Source organism: Micromonospora qiuiae, assembly GCF_016863555.1.
Taxonomy (GTDB): domain Bacteria; phylum Actinomycetota; class Actinomycetes; order Mycobacteriales; family Micromonosporaceae; genus Micromonospora; species Micromonospora qiuiae.
The window spans coordinates 37,354-54,025 of sequence record NZ_BOPC01000052.1 but is presented as its reverse complement, the minus strand read 5'-3'; the positions used below and the strand labels follow the sequence as shown (position 1 = coordinate 54,025).

Annotated in this window: 16 protein-coding genes; 8 read left to right on the top strand and 8 right to left on the bottom strand. The window is 71.4% G+C overall.

Features of this window, described 5'->3' with window-relative positions; genetic code table 11:
* Nucleotides 1-5: 5 nt before the first annotated feature.
* Nucleotides 6-530 carry a hypothetical protein gene (locus Vqi01_RS19190; RefSeq protein WP_204036206.1) on the top strand — a complete coding sequence of 175 codons (525 nt, stop codon included), beginning with the start codon at nt 6-8 and terminating at the stop codon, nt 528-530.
* Between the two features lie 73 nt (nt 531-603).
* Here the strand turns inward: Vqi01_RS19190 and Vqi01_RS19185 are convergent, their stop codons facing one another.
* Nucleotides 604-2,004: an FAD-binding oxidoreductase gene (locus tag Vqi01_RS19185; RefSeq protein ID WP_204036190.1), complete on the bottom strand. Its 1,401-nt coding sequence runs from the start codon at nt 2,002-2,004 to the stop codon at nt 604-606.
* 155 nt (nt 2,005-2,159) lie between these two features.
* Between Vqi01_RS19185 and Vqi01_RS19180 the strand changes: the two genes are divergently transcribed.
* Together Vqi01_RS19180 and Vqi01_RS19175 are read left to right on the top strand one after the other, a co-directional pair.
* A complete protein-coding gene (locus tag Vqi01_RS19180; RefSeq protein ID WP_239098499.1) occupies nt 2,160-3,416 on the top strand; it encodes an FUSC family protein in 1,257 nt (418 codons plus the stop codon).
* Nucleotides 3,417-3,442: 26 nt separating this feature from the next.
* Nucleotides 3,443-4,945, top strand: a complete 1,503-nt coding sequence (locus tag Vqi01_RS19175) for a PrsW family intramembrane metalloprotease (protein ID WP_204036189.1) — start codon at nt 3,443-3,445, stop codon at nt 4,943-4,945.
* Here the strand turns inward: Vqi01_RS19175 and Vqi01_RS19170 are convergent.
* Both Vqi01_RS19170 and Vqi01_RS19165 read right to left on the bottom strand, forming a co-directional pair.
* Nucleotides 4,926-5,093 carry a hypothetical protein gene (locus Vqi01_RS19170; RefSeq protein WP_204036188.1) on the bottom strand — a complete coding sequence of 56 codons (168 nt, stop codon included), beginning with the start codon at nt 5,091-5,093 and terminating at the stop codon, nt 4,926-4,928. The genes Vqi01_RS19175 and Vqi01_RS19170 overlap by 20 nt on opposite strands.
* A 112-nt stretch (nt 5,094-5,205) precedes the next feature.
* Nucleotides 5,206-5,544, bottom strand: a complete 339-nt coding sequence (locus Vqi01_RS19165) for a GroES family chaperonin (protein ID WP_204036187.1) — start codon at nt 5,542-5,544, stop codon at nt 5,206-5,208.
* Nucleotides 5,545-5,711: 167 nt separating this feature from the next.
* On the opposite strand from Vqi01_RS19165, the gene Vqi01_RS19160 reads away from it, so the two are divergent.
* Entirely contained in the window at nt 5,712-7,010 is a 1,299-nt protein-coding gene (locus tag Vqi01_RS19160; RefSeq protein WP_204036186.1) for an AI-2E family transporter, read from the top strand.
* A 22-nt stretch (nt 7,011-7,032) separates the two neighbouring features.
* Here the strand turns inward: Vqi01_RS19160 and Vqi01_RS19155 are convergent, their stop codons facing one another.
* Nucleotides 7,033-9,264 carry an ATP-dependent DNA helicase gene (locus Vqi01_RS19155; protein WP_307825140.1) on the bottom strand — a complete coding sequence of 744 codons (2,232 nt, stop codon included), beginning with the start codon at nt 9,262-9,264 and terminating at the stop codon, nt 7,033-7,035.
* 78 nt (nt 9,265-9,342) lie between these two features.
* Here Vqi01_RS19155 and Vqi01_RS19150 point away from each other — a divergent pair, with 78 nt between their 5' ends.
* The 3 genes from Vqi01_RS19150 (at nt 9,343) to Vqi01_RS19140 (ending at nt 11,752) form a co-directional block, all read left to right on the top strand.
* The gene (locus Vqi01_RS19150) at nt 9,343-9,849 is read left to right on the top strand and encodes a DUF402 domain-containing protein (RefSeq protein WP_204036184.1); all 507 of its coding nucleotides are present in this window, start codon (nt 9,343-9,345) and stop codon (nt 9,847-9,849) included.
* Nucleotides 9,850-10,116: 267 nt separating this feature from the next.
* Nucleotides 10,117-10,743 carry a DUF47 domain-containing protein gene (locus tag Vqi01_RS19145; protein WP_204036183.1) on the top strand — a complete coding sequence of 209 codons (627 nt, stop codon included), beginning with the start codon at nt 10,117-10,119 and terminating at the stop codon, nt 10,741-10,743.
* 4 nt (nt 10,744-10,747) lie between these two features.
* Nucleotides 10,748-11,752: an inorganic phosphate transporter gene (locus Vqi01_RS19140; protein ID WP_204036182.1), complete on the top strand. Its 1,005-nt coding sequence runs from the start codon at nt 10,748-10,750 to the stop codon at nt 11,750-11,752.
* A 60-nt stretch (nt 11,753-11,812) separates the two neighbouring features.
* Here the strand turns inward: Vqi01_RS19140 and Vqi01_RS19135 are convergent, their stop codons facing one another.
* Nucleotides 11,813-12,781, bottom strand: coding sequence for a Gfo/Idh/MocA family protein (locus Vqi01_RS19135; protein ID WP_204036181.1), 969 nt, complete (start codon nt 12,779-12,781; stop codon nt 11,813-11,815).
* Between the two features lie 71 nt (nt 12,782-12,852).
* Here Vqi01_RS19135 and Vqi01_RS19130 point away from each other — a divergent pair, with 71 nt between their 5' ends.
* Nucleotides 12,853-13,674, top strand: coding sequence for an NUDIX hydrolase (locus Vqi01_RS19130; RefSeq protein ID WP_204036180.1), 822 nt, complete (start codon nt 12,853-12,855; stop codon nt 13,672-13,674).
* 2 nt (nt 13,675-13,676) lie between these two features.
* Here the strand turns inward: Vqi01_RS19130 and mshD are convergent, their stop codons facing one another.
* The 3 genes from mshD to Vqi01_RS19115 all read right to left on the bottom strand — a co-directional run bounded on the left by mshD (nt 13,677) and on the right by Vqi01_RS19115 (nt 16,442).
* A complete protein-coding gene (gene mshD, locus Vqi01_RS19125) occupies nt 13,677-14,654 on the bottom strand; it encodes a mycothiol synthase (protein ID WP_204036179.1) in 978 nt (325 codons plus the stop codon).
* Nucleotides 14,655-14,751: 97 nt separating this feature from the next.
* Nucleotides 14,752-15,636 (bottom strand): polysaccharide deacetylase family protein, encoded by an 885-nt coding sequence (locus Vqi01_RS19120; protein ID WP_239098494.1) that lies wholly within the window; start codon nt 15,634-15,636, stop codon nt 14,752-14,754.
* 74 nt (nt 15,637-15,710) lie between these two features.
* Nucleotides 15,711-16,442, bottom strand: coding sequence for a winged helix-turn-helix transcriptional regulator (locus Vqi01_RS19115; protein ID WP_204036178.1), 732 nt, complete (start codon nt 16,440-16,442; stop codon nt 15,711-15,713).
* Nucleotides 16,443-16,672 lie beyond the last annotated feature (230 nt).

The following is a 16,672-nucleotide window of genomic DNA, read 5'->3' as shown; positions in this document are numbered from 1 at the left end:
GCGTGATGGCTCTACCCTGGTCACGGCTTGCTTCCCTGTCCGCTGCCGCACTGTTGGCGGTCGTCCTGAGCGGGTGCGCCCCGTTCGGCGGCGAGGGCGGATCGGGGACGCAACCGGGCTCGGCGGTCGCCGAGCCTGGCGCCAACGGTGCCGCGATCACCGGGAAGAACCGGGTCAGCCTGTTGCAGAACGAGGGCACGGACGGGCCGCTGCGCACGCTGACCGTGGAGCCGGACGGCCGGTGGGAGTGCATCAACTGTGCGGGTGACGGGGTCACCTCGACCGGTGCGCTCAGCGAGGAACACCGGGAGCGGTTGCAGAAAATGCTCGCCAACCCGTCGTTGGCGAACGAGACCGACGAGGCGCGCGGTTACAAGGTCGCCTGCATCGGTGCCCTGACCTCCAGTCTGCTGACCTCGGCCGGCCTGATCACCTCTCAGGACTGCCCGGGCGAGATACGCCCGCCAGCGGCCGAGGAGATCCTGCTCCTGCTCACCCAGAACACCCCCGCCGAGCTGACCTCGCGGTAAGGAAGGGCCCCTTCTTAACGCCTCGTGTAGAGAAAGGGCCCCTTTTTAACAGACGGCGGGTGGGCGGAGCGGCTCAGAGCACCTTGCCGGGGTTGAGCAGGCCGGCCGGGTCGAGCGCCGCCTTGATCGCCTGGTGCACGCGTACGCCCACCGGGCCGATCTCGCGGGCGAGCCAGTCCCGCTTGAGCAGCCCGACGCCGTGCTCGCCGGTGCAGGTTCCGCCGAGGTCCAGACCGAGCCGCATGATCTCGTCGAAGGCCCGGCGACCGCGCTCCAGACTGACCGGGTCGGCCCGGTCGACCACGATGTTGGGGTGCATGTTGCCGTCACCGGCGTGACCGACCACACCGATCGGCACCTCGCACTCGGTGGCGATCCGGGCCACCCCGTCGAGCAGCGCGGCCAGCGCGCCCCGGGGCACCGCCAGGTCGTCGATGATCAAGCTGCCGTTCCCGCCCGGGTACGTCTCAGCGGCGTACCTCTCCATCGCCGGGTGCGCCAGCCGGCGGGCCTGCAACAGGGCCGCGGCCTCGACCGCGTCGGTGGCCGCGTAGACCTCCTCGGCGCCGGCGGCTTCGCAGACGGCGGCCAGGTCGGCGAGGTCGGCGGCGGCCCGGGGACCGGTGTCCACGGCGGCGAGCAGCAGCGCTTCGGCGTCGGTGCGCAACCCCATAGGCCGGTACGCCTCGATGGCCACCAGGTGGGTGCGATCGAGCAGTTCGAGCAGGCTCGGAGAGAGGCCCTGGGCGGCGATCCGGGCCACCGCCTCGCCCGCTGCGGCGGTGGAGTTGAAGACGGCCACCAGGGTCAGCGACTCCGCCGGGGCGGGACGCAGCGCCACGGTCACCTCGGTGATCACGCCGAGGGTGCCCTCGGAGCCGACGAAGAGCCGGGTGAGGTCGTACCCGGCAACCCCCTTGGCCGTACGCCGGCCGGTGCGCAGCACCTCGCCGGAGGCGAGCACCACCTCCAGGCCGAGTACGTACTCGCTGGTGACGCCGTACTTGACGCAGCACATGCCACCTGCGTTGGTGGCGGCGTTACCGCCGATGGTGGAGGTCTCCCAGGAACCGGGGTCCGGCGGATACCACAGGCCCTGCTTGGCCACTGCCGCGCTGAGCGTCGCGTTGATCACGCCGGGCTGAACCACCGCGATCCGGCTCACCGGGTCGATCTCCAGGATGGCGTCCATCGCGGTGGTGCTGATCACGACCGCGCCGTCGATGGCGTTGGCCGCGCCGGCCAGTCCGGTCCGCGCCCCTTGCGGCACCACGGGTACGCCGTACCGCCCGGCCACCCGCACCACGGCGGTCACCTCTTCGGTGCTGCGCGGCCGGGTGACGACCAGCGGCGTGCCTGCGGTGCACAGATCGGCCTCGTCCCGCTCGTATCCCCGAAGCAGGTCCGGATCGGTGATCACCGCACCCGGTCCGAGGGCGGCGCGCAGGTCGTCGAGGAGCGGAGAGGCGGGCATGTCGCCGAGGCTACGACCGGTCGCTGATGATCACCAAGTGGCTGTGCCCGGTTGTTAACAGGGGGCCCTTCCTCTACCGGAGGCGTTAAAAAGGTGCCCTTCCTTACTTCCGGGAGGAATTTCGGGGCGTGGGGTGGGTAGTCGCGCGCATGGCGGTGGCCCGGGACCGAGCACTTTCGCTGCTGCGCCGCAACCGGGTGCGGGAGAGCCTGTCTGACGTGGACACAGCCCGGATCGCCGAGACGATGATGCGGTTGCAGCATCGGGGCAAGGCAACCCTGCACGACCGCCTGCACCGGGTACGTCTGGCGCTCGGCCTGGCCGGGCAGGCGGGCCTCGCGGCCGGGCTCTCCTGGGTGGCTGCGCACAACCTGCTGGGCAACCCGGAACCGGTCTTCGCCCCGATCTCCGCCGTCGGCACCCTCGCCGTCTCCGTGGGCCAGCGGTTCCGCCGCACCGCAGAGTTGATCATCGGAGTCGGAGTCGGGGTGGCCGTCGGTGACCTGCTGATCTACTTCCTCGGCACCGGCCCCTGGCAACTCGGGCTGGTCGTCACCGCAGCCATCGTGCTGACCATCTTCGCCGGGGGCAGTGTCGCGGTCGTCATCCAGGCCGCCGCGACCGCGGTGCTGATCGTGACGCTCAGCCCGTCGGTCGAGCACCTGGAGATACCCCGGTTCGTCGACGCGCTCGTCGGCGGCAGCATAGCGCTGCTGGTCACCGCGATCCTGCTCCCGCTCAACCCGTTGCGGGTGCTCAACCGGGCCGCTCGGCCAGCCCTGGACCTGCTCGCCGAGCAACTCGACCACACCGCCGACGGACTACGCGAGGGCGACGCAGAGAAGATCCAGCGGGCGCTGGACCGGCTGCGGAACAACAAGCAGGAACTGGCCACCTTGGGTGAGGCGATCGAGGGAGCCAAGGAGACGGCACTGCTCTCCCCGGCACGCTGGCACCGGCGCGGCGAACTCACCCACTACGCGGAGGCGGCCGATCCGATCGAGCGGGCGATGCGCAACACGGGCACCCTGATCCGGCGCTCGGTGACCCTGATCGAGGACGCCGAACCGGTTCCGGAGCCGATGCCGGACGCGGTGGCCCACCTCGCCGAGGCGGTTCGCCTGATGAAGCAGGAGTTCGCCCAGGGCGAGGAGCCGGTGCAGGCCCGGGAGCGGTCGATGCGCGCCGTCAGTGAGGCGGGCCGGGCGTACGCCGAGGGGGTCGGATTCTCCGGCAGCGTCGTGGTCGCCCAGGTGCGTACCACCGCCAGCGACCTGATGGTCGCCTCGGGCATCAGCCAGGAGGAGGCGAACCGGCTGGTGCGGCAGTGCTTCGGCGAACTGGAGCGGCCCGGTGCGCCGGCCGGGCCGGAACCGGCCGCAAAGCCACCCACCGCGCCGCCCGTGGGCTGAGTCGCTGTTCACGGTGGGTGCCCTCGATGCGCCCGGACCGGCGGGCCGGAGATGACTACGCTGGCGGCATGGCCGACACCCCGTCCGGCGGAGCTGCGCCGCCGTCGCCGTCCGTGCCCGCCGCTCCGTCGACGGGCGCCGGCGTACCCGGTATGCCACGTCGTCGGCTCAGCTGGCGACGGGCCCTGGTGTTGGCCGGGGTCATCCTGCTGATCGCCGCCGGCGCGATCTTCATGCTGGTCACCCTCGGCACCAACCTCGGCGGCGAGGCGCTGCTGATCGGAACGGCCGCCGCGATCCTCCCGGTTCCGGTCCTGGTGGCCTGTTTTCTCTGGTTGGACCGGTACGAACCCGAGCCGCTCAAGTACCTGATCTTCTGCTTCGCCTGGGGCGCCTTCGTCTCCACCGCAGCGTCATTGCTGGTCAACGAGGCATCCGCCACCTGGTTCGAGGACCGTGGACTGCCCATCGCACTCACCGCGGTGCTGGTCGCACCGTTCATCGAGGAGTTGACCAAGGCGCTCGGCCCGATTCTGCTGCTTCTGTTCCGGCGTCGGGAGTGGTCGGGCATCACCGACGGGCTGGTGTATTGCGGGCTCTCCGCGATCGGCTTCGCGATGGTGGAGAACATTCTCTACCTGGGCGGGCACGGGTACGCCTCAGGCGTCGAGCAGTACGGCCCGGCAACGGGCGCCCAACAGGTGATCGCCATCTTCATCGGCCGGATCCTGCTGTTCGGGTTCGCCCATCCGCTGTTCACCTCGATGACCGGTGTCGGCCTCGGCATCGCCGCGCGTACGGCGGACCGCCGGGTCCGGGTGCTCGCCCCGCTCGCCGGCCTGCTGCTGGCGATGATGCTGCACGGGGCGTGGAACCTGCTGCCGACCCTGACCGAGGCCACCGGCGAGGTGTTGATCACAATCGTCGGTCTGGTCGGTGTGATGGTGCCGATCTTCTTCGGGATGGTCGGCCTGGCGGTGTGGCTGCGGGCCTGGGAGGGGCGGCTGACCGAGCGGATCCTGCCGGACTACGTCCGGGCCGGCTGGCTCACCCCGCCCGAGGTCGCGGCGCTGAGCAGCCTCGGCCGCCGGCACGCGGCCCGGGCGTGGGCCCGGCGGGTGGCCGGCGACGCCGGCCTGCGGGCGATGCGCGGTTACCAGTTCGCGGCGACCCGGCTGGCGCTGCTGCGCGACGGCGCACTACGGGGCCTGGATCGCCGGCCCGTCGACCGCGAGCGCACGGCGCGGGAGGAACAGGAGTTGCTGAGCCTGATCAGCAGCTACCGGTCGTACTTCGTCGGTCGGGACCCGCAGTCGCCGGTCGGTGTCTGGGACGGGCGTCAGTACCACCTGCGGTTCCCGGACGGTTCGCAACGGTCGGTCCCGGCCCCCGAGGAGCCGGTGGTCCCGATCCCGGTGGTGCTCGCCGCGCCACCGCCACCACCGGCCTTCGCTGCCGGCCACGGCCCGCCCGGCTGGTACGACTACGGCCGGCCGCCCGGTCCAGGATTCAGGCCATCAGCCTGGTGAGGAAGTCGCCGAACCCCTGAGCCATCATCAGCAGTGCGCCACCGATCGTTCGGAACATCTCTGCCGCGCCCTCGGGCCGGAACGCAATGAAGTAGATCAGGAATGCGAGACTTCCCCAGGCCAGCACCTTCTTCACGAATACCGGCATCGTCCCTCCCCAGGGCCGGTGGTGCGGCTGGCTTCCCGCCGGGGAGCGCGGCAAACGACGCAGACGCCGGCCGCGGGGTACGCGGGCCGAACCCGCTACGGTGCCGATGGGCTCACAGGTAGAGCCCGGTGCCGTCCTCCTCGACCCGTTCGGCGGCCACCGCGTGCACATCGCGCTCGCGGAGCAGCACGTAGCCACGGCCGTGCAGCTCGACCTCAGAGCGGTCGTCGGGGTCGAAGAGCACCCGGTCGCCGGAGACGATGGAGCGGACGTTGGGCCCGACTCCCACCGCCGTGGCCCAGGCCAGGCGCTTGCCCACCGCGGCGGTGGCCGGGATCACGATGCCGGCGGTGGAGCGCCGCTCGCCGTCGCCCCCCTCCATGCGCACCAGCACACGGTCGTGCAGCAGCCGGATGGGCAGGCCGGAGTCGAGGTTCTGGTCGGCTGTCACGTCGCAGACGCTACCGTGTCGTCCCCGGCGCGCCGCCGGTGGTCACCCGGTTTCGCCAGCGTCCGGTGCGAGCAAGGTATGGCGGAACTGACCTACCGTGGAACGCTCGGGCGTATCCTGTCCGACCTGACGCTGTGCGCCGGGCCCAACCATGCCGGGAGGTTCGCTTGAGCCGATTCGAGCGGATACGCGAGCGCCTGCGCCGCGCGTACGAATCGGGGCGGGAATCGGTTCGCGCCGGGAGGCGTACGACGACCGACGCACCCGAGCCGGCCAGGACGGCCTCGCCGTCGAGCCCGGGGCCGGCGGCGCCACCGGCCGCCACCGTGGTCGGCGCGGAGCCGCGGGCCGACCTGCACGGCTCTACGGCCAGCCGGGACGACGCAGACGTGCCACACGCGTTGCGAATCGCCGCCGCGTGGTCGTGGCGGCTGATCGTGGTCGGCGTCGTGTTCTGGGCGCTACTCAAACTGGTCAGCACCATCAGCATCGTGATCATCCCGTTGGCCGTGGCGATGCTGCTGTCTGCGCTGCTCGCTCCCGCGGTCGGCTGGCTCCTGCGAGCGCGACTGCCGAGGTCGCTGGCGACCGCCGTGGTGCTGGTCGCCGGCCTCGCCGCGGTGATCGCCACCCTCACGCTGGTGGTGAACGAGTTCATCAAGGGCGTCCCGGAACTGGCTGCGAAGTCGACCCAGGGCCTCCAGCAGATTCAGAACTGGCTCAAGACCGGGCCGTTGCACCTGTCGGACAACGACCTCGACCGGTACCTCACCGAACTCCAGCAGTGGGTCAACAACAACACCGAACGGTTCACCAGTGGTGCCCTCTCCACCGCCACGACCCTGGCCGAGGTGCTGACCGGCACGGTGCTGGTGCTCTTCGCCACCTTCTTCTTCCTGCGCGACGGCAACCTGATCTGGCGCTTCCTGGTCCGGCTGCTGCCGGTGGCCGCGCGGTGGAAGGTCGACGACGCGGGACGCGCCTCCTGGGCGACCCTGGTCGCCTACGTCCGGGCGACTGTGCTGGTCGCCTTCATCGACGCCGTCGGCATCGGCATCTTCCTGGTCATCTTCGACGTTCCGTTCGCCTTCCCGCTGGCCGCCCTGGTCTTCCTCGGCGCGTTCGTCCCGATCGTCGGTGCCACCCTCTCCGGCGGCGTGGCGGTGCTGGTGGCGCTGGTCGACAGCGGACCGGTGACCGCGTTGATCATCCTTGGCGTGGTGATCGGAGTGCAGCAGGTGGAAGGGCACATCCTCCAGCCGCTGATCATGGGAAGGGCGGTCGCCATCCATCCGCTCGCGGTGATCATCGGTTTGGCCGCCGGCGTGGTGCTCGCCGGGATCACCGGCGCGGTGGTCGCGGTACCGGTGATCGCGGTGCTCAACACTGCGGTGCGTCGACTGGCCGCGCGTACCGTCCCCGACACCCCGCCCGACGCGGTGGTCGTCGCCTCCCGCGCTCCCTGACCTGCCGGCCGCCGTCAGCGGCTCAACCGGCGGCGAGCCGGTCCAGGGCGCCCCGCACCACCTCTGGCCGGGTGGTGTACCAGAACGGGGGTAGCGAGCGGCGCAGGAACGCCCCGTAGCCGCGGGCGGTCTCCAGCCGGGAGTCGAGCACGGCCACGACACCCCGGTCGCCGGTGGCCCGGATCAACCGCCCCACGCCCTGAGCCAGCCGGATCGCCGCGATCGGGACGCTGACCGCGGCGAAGCCGGAGCCGCCCTGGGCGTCCACCGCCGCCGCCCGCGCGGCGGCCAACGGCTCGTCGGGCCGGGGGAAGGGCAGCCGATCGATCACCACCAGCTGGCACGAGTCACCCGGCACGTCCACCCCCTGCCAGAGCGACATCACCCCGAACAGGCAGCTGGACCGTTCCTCCCGGAACCGGCGGACCAGCAGCGGCAGTGCCTCCTCACCCTGCAACAGCACGGGCAGGTCGGTCCGTGCCCGCAACAGCTCCGCCGCCTGCTGAGCGGCCCGCCGCGAGGAGAACAGCCCGAGCGTACGACCACCCAGCGCGGTGACCAGCGCGAGCAACTCCGCACCGGCTGCGTCGGGCAACCCGGAGACACCGGGACGGGGCAGGTGCGCCGCCACGTAGAGGATGCCCTGGCGGGCGTAATCGAACGGGGAGCCGACGTCCAGCGATCGCCACCCGGGCCCGGAGTCGGCGGCTCCGCCACCGGCGTCGGCCCGATCGTCACCCGTTGCCGTCGCGGTGTCCGCGCGGCCGTCCCCCGGAGCCGTCCCGCCCTTGAGGCGTGAAGTCGCGGCGAGGGCGGCGGCGGCCGGTGACGGCGGATCGGGTGGGGGTGCTTCGAGGCCCAGAGCGCGGGCCACCGTGTCGAACCGGCCGCCCAGCGTCAGCGTGGCCGAGGTGGCCACCACGGTCCGCTCGTCGTAGAGGTGGGTGGCGAGGGTGCCGGCGACCGAGAGCGGTGCCACCACCAGCGCCCGTCGGCCGGTGGCGTCGTTGCGTTCCACCCAGGCCACGTCGTGCTCCGCCTCCTCCAGCAGCCGCTGGGCGGTGCTGGAGAGCTCGTCGAGGACGGCCTTGGCCTGCTGCTTGCGTACCGGGTCGGGATCGTCGGCCTTGATGTCGCCGATGCTGTCCAGGGCCGCGCGGGTCGAGGCATCCAGCAGCGTGCATGCCTCGCGCAGCAGGTCCGGCAGGCCGGTGGTGATCCGCCCGGCCGGTGCCTCGGCCAGCCCGACCGCGAGGGCGTCGCCGGAGGCGATCAGCGCCTCGGCCGTCTCCGGCCGCAGCAACGGGCGGGCCCGGCGGGCGGACCGGTCGATCAGCTCCGGGGTCAGCTCCGCCTGGGCCGCCGAGGAGACCCGGTCCGCCAGCTCGTGGGCCTCGTCGACGACGAGCAGTTTGTGCGGCGGGACGATGTGCCGTCCGGCGAGCATGTCCACCGCGAGCAGGCTGTGGTTGGTGACCACGATGTCGGCCTCCCGCGCCCGGGCCCGGGACGCCTCCGCGAAGCACTCCGCGCCGTACGGGCAGCGGGCCGCGCCGACGCACTCCCGGGCGGGCATGGAGACCAGCCGCCACGCCTGGTCGTCGACGCCGGGATCCAGCTCGTCGCGGTCGCCGGTGTCGGTCTCCAGGGCCCAGTCCCGCAGGCGCTGGATCTGCTTGCCGAGCCGGCCCGCCTCGCCGAGCCAGCGGGCGCCGCCGCCCGGCCGCTCGGCCGGGGCGTCGAAGAGGGTGTCCGTCGGCTCGTCCTCCGACGAGTTCTCCAACCGGGCCAGGCAGAGGTAGTGGTGCCGACCCTTGAGCACCGCGAAGGTCGGGCGCCGCCCGAGCAGCGGTTCGACGGCGTCGGCCAGCCGGGGCAGGTCGTGCTCGACGAGCTGGGACTGCAACGCCAGGGTGGCGGTGGAGACCACCACCGGCCCGTCGACCGTGAGCGCCGGAGCGAGGTACGCCAGGGACTTGCCGGTGCCGGTGCCGGCCTGCACCAGCAGATGCTCGCCGGTGGCCACGCATTCCTCGATCGCGGTCGCCATCTGCTGCTGCCCGGGGCGGGCCGCGCCGCCGGGTACCGCGCCGACCGCGGCGGCCAGCAGCTCCGCGCCGCCCGGCCGGTCACCCCGACGGCGGGCCTTGTCGCGAATCGAGCCGGGTGCGGTGGCGGTACGGGGCGAGAACACCGTGGCACGGTACCCGGCTTGGCTGACGGGGCGGGGTACCCACCGTCCGTGTTGTGGCATCACGGGATGGAATATGTCCCTGCCGTCCGGTAATTTCCTGACGGCGACGCCTGGGTGGAATCGGCTAGGGTGCGAAACATGCCGAGCGACGTGGTCCGCGTGATCTACCGCAAGTACGACGGCAGCGCCCATCGCGACTACCCGGCCCGTCGCCTGGCCGAGGACGACCTCGGCGTATGGCTCGGGGTGGCGGCCGGCACCAGCTCGGTCTACCACGGCCGGCCCTCCGTCGAGCAGATTCCTTTCGTGCTGCTGGTGCCGCACCGCGCCTGGTGGACCTGCATGTTCAACCCACCACCGCGGACCAGCGAGGTCTACTGCGACATCGCCAGCCCGGGCCGGTGGGAGGGCGAGGACACGGTGCACCTGATCGACCTCGACCTGGACGTGGTCCGTCGCCGGGCGACCGGCCTGGTCGAGCTGCGCGACGAGGACGAGTTCGCCGAGCACCGGGTCCGGTTCGGCTACCCGGACGAGTTGGTCGGGGAGGCCGAGGCGGCGGCGCGTTGGCTGTTCGGTGCTCTCGGCGACGGCACGGAGCCCTTCGCCACCGCGTACCGCAAGTGGCTGGCCCTGGTGGTCTGAACACCTGCTGGTTCGGCCCGTGCGTGAGATGTTCGACACTCTCGCGCTCCGTGCTCGGCACCGATTTCGACATGGAACGGAAACCAGAGCGGCTACCGGGAACGGCGGGGCCGGATGAAGGTGAACAGCAGTTAAACAGGCGGTGAATGGCGTTTGGCCAGGGGTGGGCCGCCGAATTGCCGCTCGGAGAGTTTCCCTAGCATTCCCTCAGCAGGGCGCCGGCCGGCGGCTGCCACCCCTACCACCGACACCGACGAGGTCCGTGCTGTGAGGTTTTCATTCCGCCCCAACGAGGGCGCCTTCTACGAGCTCTTCACCAGGGCCGCGCGAAACCTGGTTCGGGGTACCGAGCTGCTGAACGAGCTTGGCCTGCCCGATGTCGAGGTGCAGTCGGTCAGCGAGCGGCTCACCGAGGTCGAGCACGACAGCGACCAGATCACCCACGAGCTGTTCAAGAAAATCAACTCGACCTTCGTCACCCCCTTCGACCGCGAGGACATCTACCGCCTCGGTTCCCTGCTGGATGACGTGATGGATCACCTGGAGGAGGCGGGCAACCTGCTCTATCTCTATGGGCTGACCAAGCTGCCGTCGCTGCCACGGGAGATGCACGAGCTGGTGCACGTGCTGGACCAGCAGGCGAAGCTGACCGCCGACGCGATGCCTCGGCTGAAGTCGATGAAGGACCTCGAGGACTACTGGATCGAGATCAATCGGCTGGAGAACGACGGCGACCAGGCGTACCGGATGCTGCTGGTCCGGCTCTTCTCCGGTGAGTACGACGCGTTGACCGTGCTCAAGATGAAGGAGGTCGCCGACGAGCTGGAGGCCGCCTGCGACTCCTTCGAACACGTGGCCAACACCGTCGAGGCCATCGCGGTCAAGGAGTCCTGATCCCGTGAGTCCCGAGCTCATCGCCGTGCTGGCGGTGATCGGGGTAGCCCTGGTGTTCGACTACACCAACGGCTTCCACGATGCCGCCAACGCGATCGCGACCAGCATCTCCACCCGGGCGCTCACCCCCCGGATCGCCCTCGGCATGGCGGCGATCGGCAACTTCGTCGGCGCCCACTTCGGCGCCGAGGTCGCCAAGACCGTCGGCAGCGGCCTGGTCGAGCTGCCCACCGGCGTGTCCAGCCTCGGTATCGTGTTCGCCGGGGTGATCGGCGCGATCACCTGGAACATCATCACCTGGTACTTCGGGTTGCCCTCGTCGTCCTCGCACGCCCTGATCGGCGGCCTGGTCGGCTCGACCGTCGCCGCCTCCGGCACGGTGCTCTGGACGGGCATCGGCGAGAGCGTCGTGATCCCGATGATCCTGTCGCCGCTGGTCGGCTTCCTGCTCGGCTACATCGTGATGGTCGCCGTGCAGTGGATCTTCCGAAATGGGCAGCCGGGTAAGCTGAACCGGGGCTTCCGCTGGGCCCAGACCGCCTCGGCGGCGGCCATGTCGGTCGGCCACGGCATGCAGGACGCGGCCAAGACCATCGGCATCGTGGTGCTCGCCCTCTTCGTCGGCGGCTACCAGAACGATCCGACGCACATCCCGGAGTGGGCGTTCTGGACCTCGGCCGCCGTGCTGGCCGCCGGTACGTACGCGGGTGGCTGGCGGATCATCCGGACCCTGGGCCGGAAGATCATCGACCTGCGCCCGCCGGAGGGCTTCGCGGCCGAGACCGTGGCCAGCGGCGTGCTCTACTTCAACGCGCTGGTGCTCGGCGCCCCGATCTCGACCACCCACACGATCACCTCGGCGATCATGGGGGTCGGCGCGACCAAGCGGCTCTCCGCCGTGCGCTGGGGCGTGGCCGGCAACATCGTCGGCGCCTGGATCCTGACCTTCCCGGCCGCCGGCTCGATCGGCGCCCTGATGTACTTCCTGGTCCGCCCCCTCTTCAGCTGAGCTTGTAAGGAAGGGCCCCCTTTTAACGCCTGGCGTATCAAAAGGGGCCCTTTCTAACACTCAGAGGTACGAGACGCCGATCTGCGCGCGGATGTCGTCGAGCAGGGCCATGACCTCCAGGGTCGCGGAGTGCGGCACGAGCGGGCTCTCGGTCAGCCCCTCGGCCAGGCAGCGCTGCACCTCGATGGCCTCGTGCTGGTAACCCGAGCCGGCCAACTCGGCCGTGATCGTCTCCGGTTGGACGCCGGCCCGGTGCAGGGTGAACCCGCCGGGTCGAAAGAACGGCTCGGGCAGGTCGATCCGTCCGGCCGTGCCGGTGATCGACGCGGTGAGCTCGGTCGCACCCACCATGCCGCAGCTCAGCGTGGCCACGGCTCCCGAGTCGTACCCGAAGACCAGACCGGTGTTCTCGTCCGTGCCCTCCGGACCCAGCTTCGCCCACGACCGCACGTGCTGTGGCACGCCGAGCAGCAGGTGGGCCAGGCTCACCGGGTAGATGCCGAGGTCCAGCAGCGCGCCGCCGCCCAGCGCGCGAGCCCGCATCCGGTGCTCGGGCGGGAACGGCCCGGGGATGCCGAAATCGGCCCGTACGCTGGTCACCGTGCCGATCGCACCGTCGGCGATCAACTCGCAGACCCGAAGGACGAGCGGGTTGCAGCGCATCCACATGGCCTCCATGAGGAAGACCCCGGCGGCGCGGGCGGTGTCGATCAGCTCGGTGCTGGTGGCCAGGTCGAGGGTGAACGGCTTCTCCAACAGCACCGGTTTACCCGCGGTGAGGCAGGCCCGGGCCGCCTCGTAGTGCGCGGCGTGCGGGGTGGCGACGTAGATGACCTCCACATCGGCGTCCGCGGCCAGTTCCGACCAGGAGGCGTACGCCCGGGGTACGCCGTGCCGCTGCGCGAAGCGCTGCGCGCTCTCGGCCGTCCGTGAGCCGACCGCGACCAGTTCGGCCCCCGGCACCAGCCGAAGGTCCTCGGCGAAGCGGGCGGCGATGTGGCCGGTGGCGAGGATGCCCCATCGAGTCATGACGGCGACGCTACCGAAGATCACTTGAGGGCTGTACCGGCGATCCACGGGTCGGGAACTAGGCTGCGCGCATGAAGGTCGACCGCGGCTATCCGGCCCCACCCGCGGTGGTCGAGCACGCCCGCCAGTTCCACGCCTCCGGCGCCGCGCCGGTCGTGCCCCGGGTGGCGGCCACCGTGCTGCTGCTGCGCCCGGTCGGCGAGGGCTTCGAGGTGTACCTGATCCGCCGGGTCGCGGCGATGGCCTTCGGCGGCGTGTACGCCTTCCCCGGCGGCGGGGTCGACCCCTCGGACTCGGCCGCCCACCTGGACTGGGCCGGGCCGGATCCGACGGGCTGGGGTGCCCGGCTCGGGCTGTCGCCGGAGGCCGCCCAGGCGGTCGTCTGCGCGGCGGCCCGCGAGGTCTTCGAGGAGGCGGGGGTGCTGCTCGCCGGCCCCGACCCGAACCGCGTCGTCGGCGATGTGAGTGACGACGGCTGGGAGGCCGCCCGGGTGGAGTTGGAGCAGCGACGCAGGGGCTTCGCCGAGTTGCTCGCCGGGCGTGGGCTCACCCTGCGGTCGGACCTGCTGCTGCCATGGAGCCGTTGGATCACCCCGGAGTTCGAGCCGCGCCGGTTCGACACGTACTTCTTCGTGGCACTGCTGCCCGAGGGACAGCGCACCCGCGACGTCTCCGGCGAGGCCGACCACACCCTCTGGGTGCGGCCCGCCGACGCCTGTGACCGGGCCACGGCCGGCGAGTTGACCATGCTGCCGCCCACTCTGATCACCCTCGGCGAGGTCGCTGCCTGCGACAACCTCGCCGCGGTGCTACGGGCGGCGGCGACCCGGGACGCGGCCACCCCGATCACCCCGCACCTGGACCTCACCGACGAGCGGTTCTACCTGCCCTGATCCTACGGCCGCTCGTAGTTGACGTGGGCGGACCAGCGGGCGAAGCCGAGCCGCTCGTAGAGCGCCACCGCGCCGGTGTTCGACTCGTCCACGTAGAGCATCACCCGGTCCAGCCCGCGCTGCTCGCGCAGGTACGTCAACCCCGCCGTGGTCAGCGCCCGGCCGAGGCCGCCGCCGTGCGCGGAGGGGTCCACCCCGAGCACGTACACCTCGCCGATGCGCGCCGAGCCGGGCCGCTCGTGCACCTTGGTCCAGTGGAAACCGACCAACCGGCCGCTCGCCGACTCCACGGCGAGCAGGAAGCCGGCCGGATCGAACCACGGCTCGGCGAGGCGTAGCCGCAGATCCTCGGCGGTCCACCGGCCCTGCTCCGGATGGTCGGCGAAGGCGCGCGCGTTCAGCGCCAGCCACGCCTCGTCGTCGGCACCGGGGCGGAAGGCGCGCAGGGTCAGCCCGTCGGGCAGCCGCGGCACGGTCAGCGGCTCGGTGAGCGGCCGACGTAGTTGCCAGAGCACGCGTGCGCGACGGAAGCCGAGGTCCACGGCGAGCGCGGCAGCCGAGGGATGATCGCCGTGTGCCCAGGCCCGCAGCGGCCCGGCAGCGGAGACATTCACCTCCCGGGTCGGCACGTCCTGAGGCGACCCACCCCGGGTCGGCACCTGCCGGGCCAGCGTCTCCTGGGCCAGTGCCCGGCCGGTGCCGCGCCGCCGGTACGCCGGGTGCACCACCAACCCGACCCCGACGCCGGCCGCCGGGTCGCTTGTGTCCAGGTGGGCGTACCCGGTGAGTGTCCCGTCGTCCGTGCGGGCGGTCAGGTGGACCGCCGGTGCCCGGTCGTCGCGCAGCCGGAGCAGAACCTGCTCGTCCAGTGGGTCCGCGCCGTCCGCGTCGCCGGCCGCCCGGGCCAGCGCCAGCACCTCGGTGACCTCGGCCGGTTCGAGCCGGTTCGAGCCGCTGATCCTGATGATTCGCTCGCTCATTCCGGCCACGGTATCGGGCCGCAGGGGCCGGCGGTGCAGGCGGCCGGTGGCCATGGCGTGCCGGGCCGCAGATCGGACCACGCCGGTGGCGCGGGCATCAGATCCCCCGCACCGGCAGCGCATGTACGTCGTACCGGGCGATCAGCGCCGGCAGGATGCGGTACAGCGCGTTCACGGTGCCCTGCCGGTCGCCGCCCGCGTCATGCAGCAGGACGATCGACCCGGGCCGCACCCCGTCGACCACGAACGCGGCGATCTTGGTCTCGCCGGGGGCGCGCCAGTCGGATGGGTCCAGTGTCCAGTGCAGGGGCATCATGCCCAGATCACGGGCGACGGAGACGATGGAGTAGGTCCACGCTCCGCCGGGCTGCCGGTACCAGGAGATCGGCGCGTCCGGGACCGCCGCCCGGATCGCGGCACTGGTCCGCAGCAGATCCGAGCGGATCCGTTCCGGCGAGCGTGAGCCCAGCGTCACATCGTGGTTCCAGCTGTGGTTGCACAGCGTGTGGCCCTCGGCGACGATCTGCTGGATCAGCCACGGGTACGCGGCGACGTTCTCGCCGACCACGCAGAAGGTGGCCGTGACGTGGTACTCCCGCAGGATCGCGAGGACCTGCGGGGTGTACTCCGGGTGCGGCCCGTCGTCGAAGGTGAGGGCCACTGTGTCGGTACCGGTGCTTATCCGGGTGCCCATCGGGCCGAAGTTCGGGTCGTCGTCGTGCGCCGGGGCGGCGGAGTGGTCCGGCGGGTTCGATCTGTTACCGGGCGTACCGGTGGGGGCGGCACCGGGCTTGGTCGGGGAGAGGGCGGACTGATCGGCGTACTCGGGATGGTCGGTGCCGGTCGCGGCGACCGTGGAGTCGTTCCGGGCCGGGCCGAGGGACAGGTTTCGACCGAGCAGGTACGCCGAGCCGAGCACTGCCGACACCACGAGCGTGATGATTCCGATCGCGCGTCCCGCGCCGGGCTGGTATCCGCCCACTGCAGCCCCTCCCGCTGGCCAACTTGACAGTCACGATAAGGCGCACAAGTTGGCCAAAAGGGGCGTCTAGGATTTTAGCCCTCGATCGTGAGGGGTCGGGCTGACCGCGACGGGGCCTCGGGCAGCGCCGCGCGCGAGGATGGTACGACGAACTTGTAGCCCACCTGGCGCACCGTACCGATCATCGACTCGTACTCCGAGCCAAGCTTGGCCCGCAGCCGGCGCACATGCACGTCGACCGTCCGGGTGCCGCCGAAGTAGTCGTAACCCCAGACCTCGCGGAGCAGCTGGTCACGGGTGAACACCCGACCCGGATGCTGGGCGAGGAACTTCAGCAGCTCGAACTCCTTGTAGGTCAGGTCGAGGGGGCTGCCCTTGAGTTTCGCGGCGTACGTGTCCGGGTCGATCATCAGCTCGCCGGCCCGGATGGACCCGCCGGCACCGGCCGCCGCGTTGCTCAGCCGGCCGACGGCGAGCCGCAGCCGCGCTTCCACCTCGGCCGGACCGGCGGAGGCGAGGATGACGTCGTCGACCCCCCAGTCGACGTTCAGGGCGATCAGGCCGGCCTCGGTGACCACCGCCACCAGCGGTACGCCGAGCCCGGTGGCGTGCAGCATCCGGCAGGTGGCCCGCGCCTCGCTCAGCTCGGAGCGGGCGTCGACCAGCACGGCGTCCGGGCTCGGGCCGGCGACCAGGGTGCGTACGTCGCGAGGTGCCGTGCGGACCGAGTGCGGCAGCAGGTCCAGTGCCGGCAGCACTGCGGATGGTTCGCCGGCCCGTGCGGTCACCAGCAACAGGATCTCCACGATCACCTCCGTCCCGGCGGCCCGTGCGGCCGCGCGCGACCAGCGGCACTCAGCCGAGTGTGGCGCTGGGAACTTGCGTGGTCCCGGCGTCGCTGACGGGCGGGTTTTCGCCCTGAGCGTAACTGATCCCCCAGGCCGATCCTGGACGCAATTTTCTGTTTGCCCTTTCTGTCCGCTATCTCGACGCGGGTTTTAACGTCGCGGAAACCGTGGCACTCGCGATTTGCGGT

Excerpts from the sequence above, each read along its gene's own strand:
- Vqi01_RS19190 (WP_204036206.1), top strand. The coding sequence starts at position 6 with ATGGCTCTACCCTGGTCACGGCTTGCTTCCCTGTCCGCTGCCGCACTG.
- Vqi01_RS19185 (WP_204036190.1), bottom strand. The coding sequence starts at position 2,004 with ATGCCCGCCTCTCCGCTCCTCGACGACCTGCGCGCCGCCCTCGGACCG.
- Vqi01_RS19175 (WP_204036189.1), top strand. The coding sequence starts at position 3,443 with ATGCGCCCGGACCGGCGGGCCGGAGATGACTACGCTGGCGGCATGGCC.
- Vqi01_RS19170 (WP_204036188.1), bottom strand. The coding sequence starts at position 5,093 with ATGCCGGTATTCGTGAAGAAGGTGCTGGCCTGGGGAAGTCTCGCATTC.
- Vqi01_RS19155 (WP_307825140.1), bottom strand. The coding sequence starts at position 9,264 with ATGCCACAACACGGACGGTGGGTACCCCGCCCCGTCAGCCAAGCCGGG.
- Vqi01_RS19150 (WP_204036184.1), top strand. The coding sequence starts at position 9,343 with ATGCCGAGCGACGTGGTCCGCGTGATCTACCGCAAGTACGACGGCAGC.
- Vqi01_RS19135 (WP_204036181.1), bottom strand. The coding sequence starts at position 12,781 with ATGACTCGATGGGGCATCCTCGCCACCGGCCACATCGCCGCCCGCTTC.
- Vqi01_RS19130 (WP_204036180.1), top strand. The coding sequence starts at position 12,853 with ATGAAGGTCGACCGCGGCTATCCGGCCCCACCCGCGGTGGTCGAGCAC.
- mshD (WP_204036179.1), bottom strand. The coding sequence starts at position 14,654 with ATGAGCGAGCGAATCATCAGGATCAGCGGCTCGAACCGGCTCGAACCG.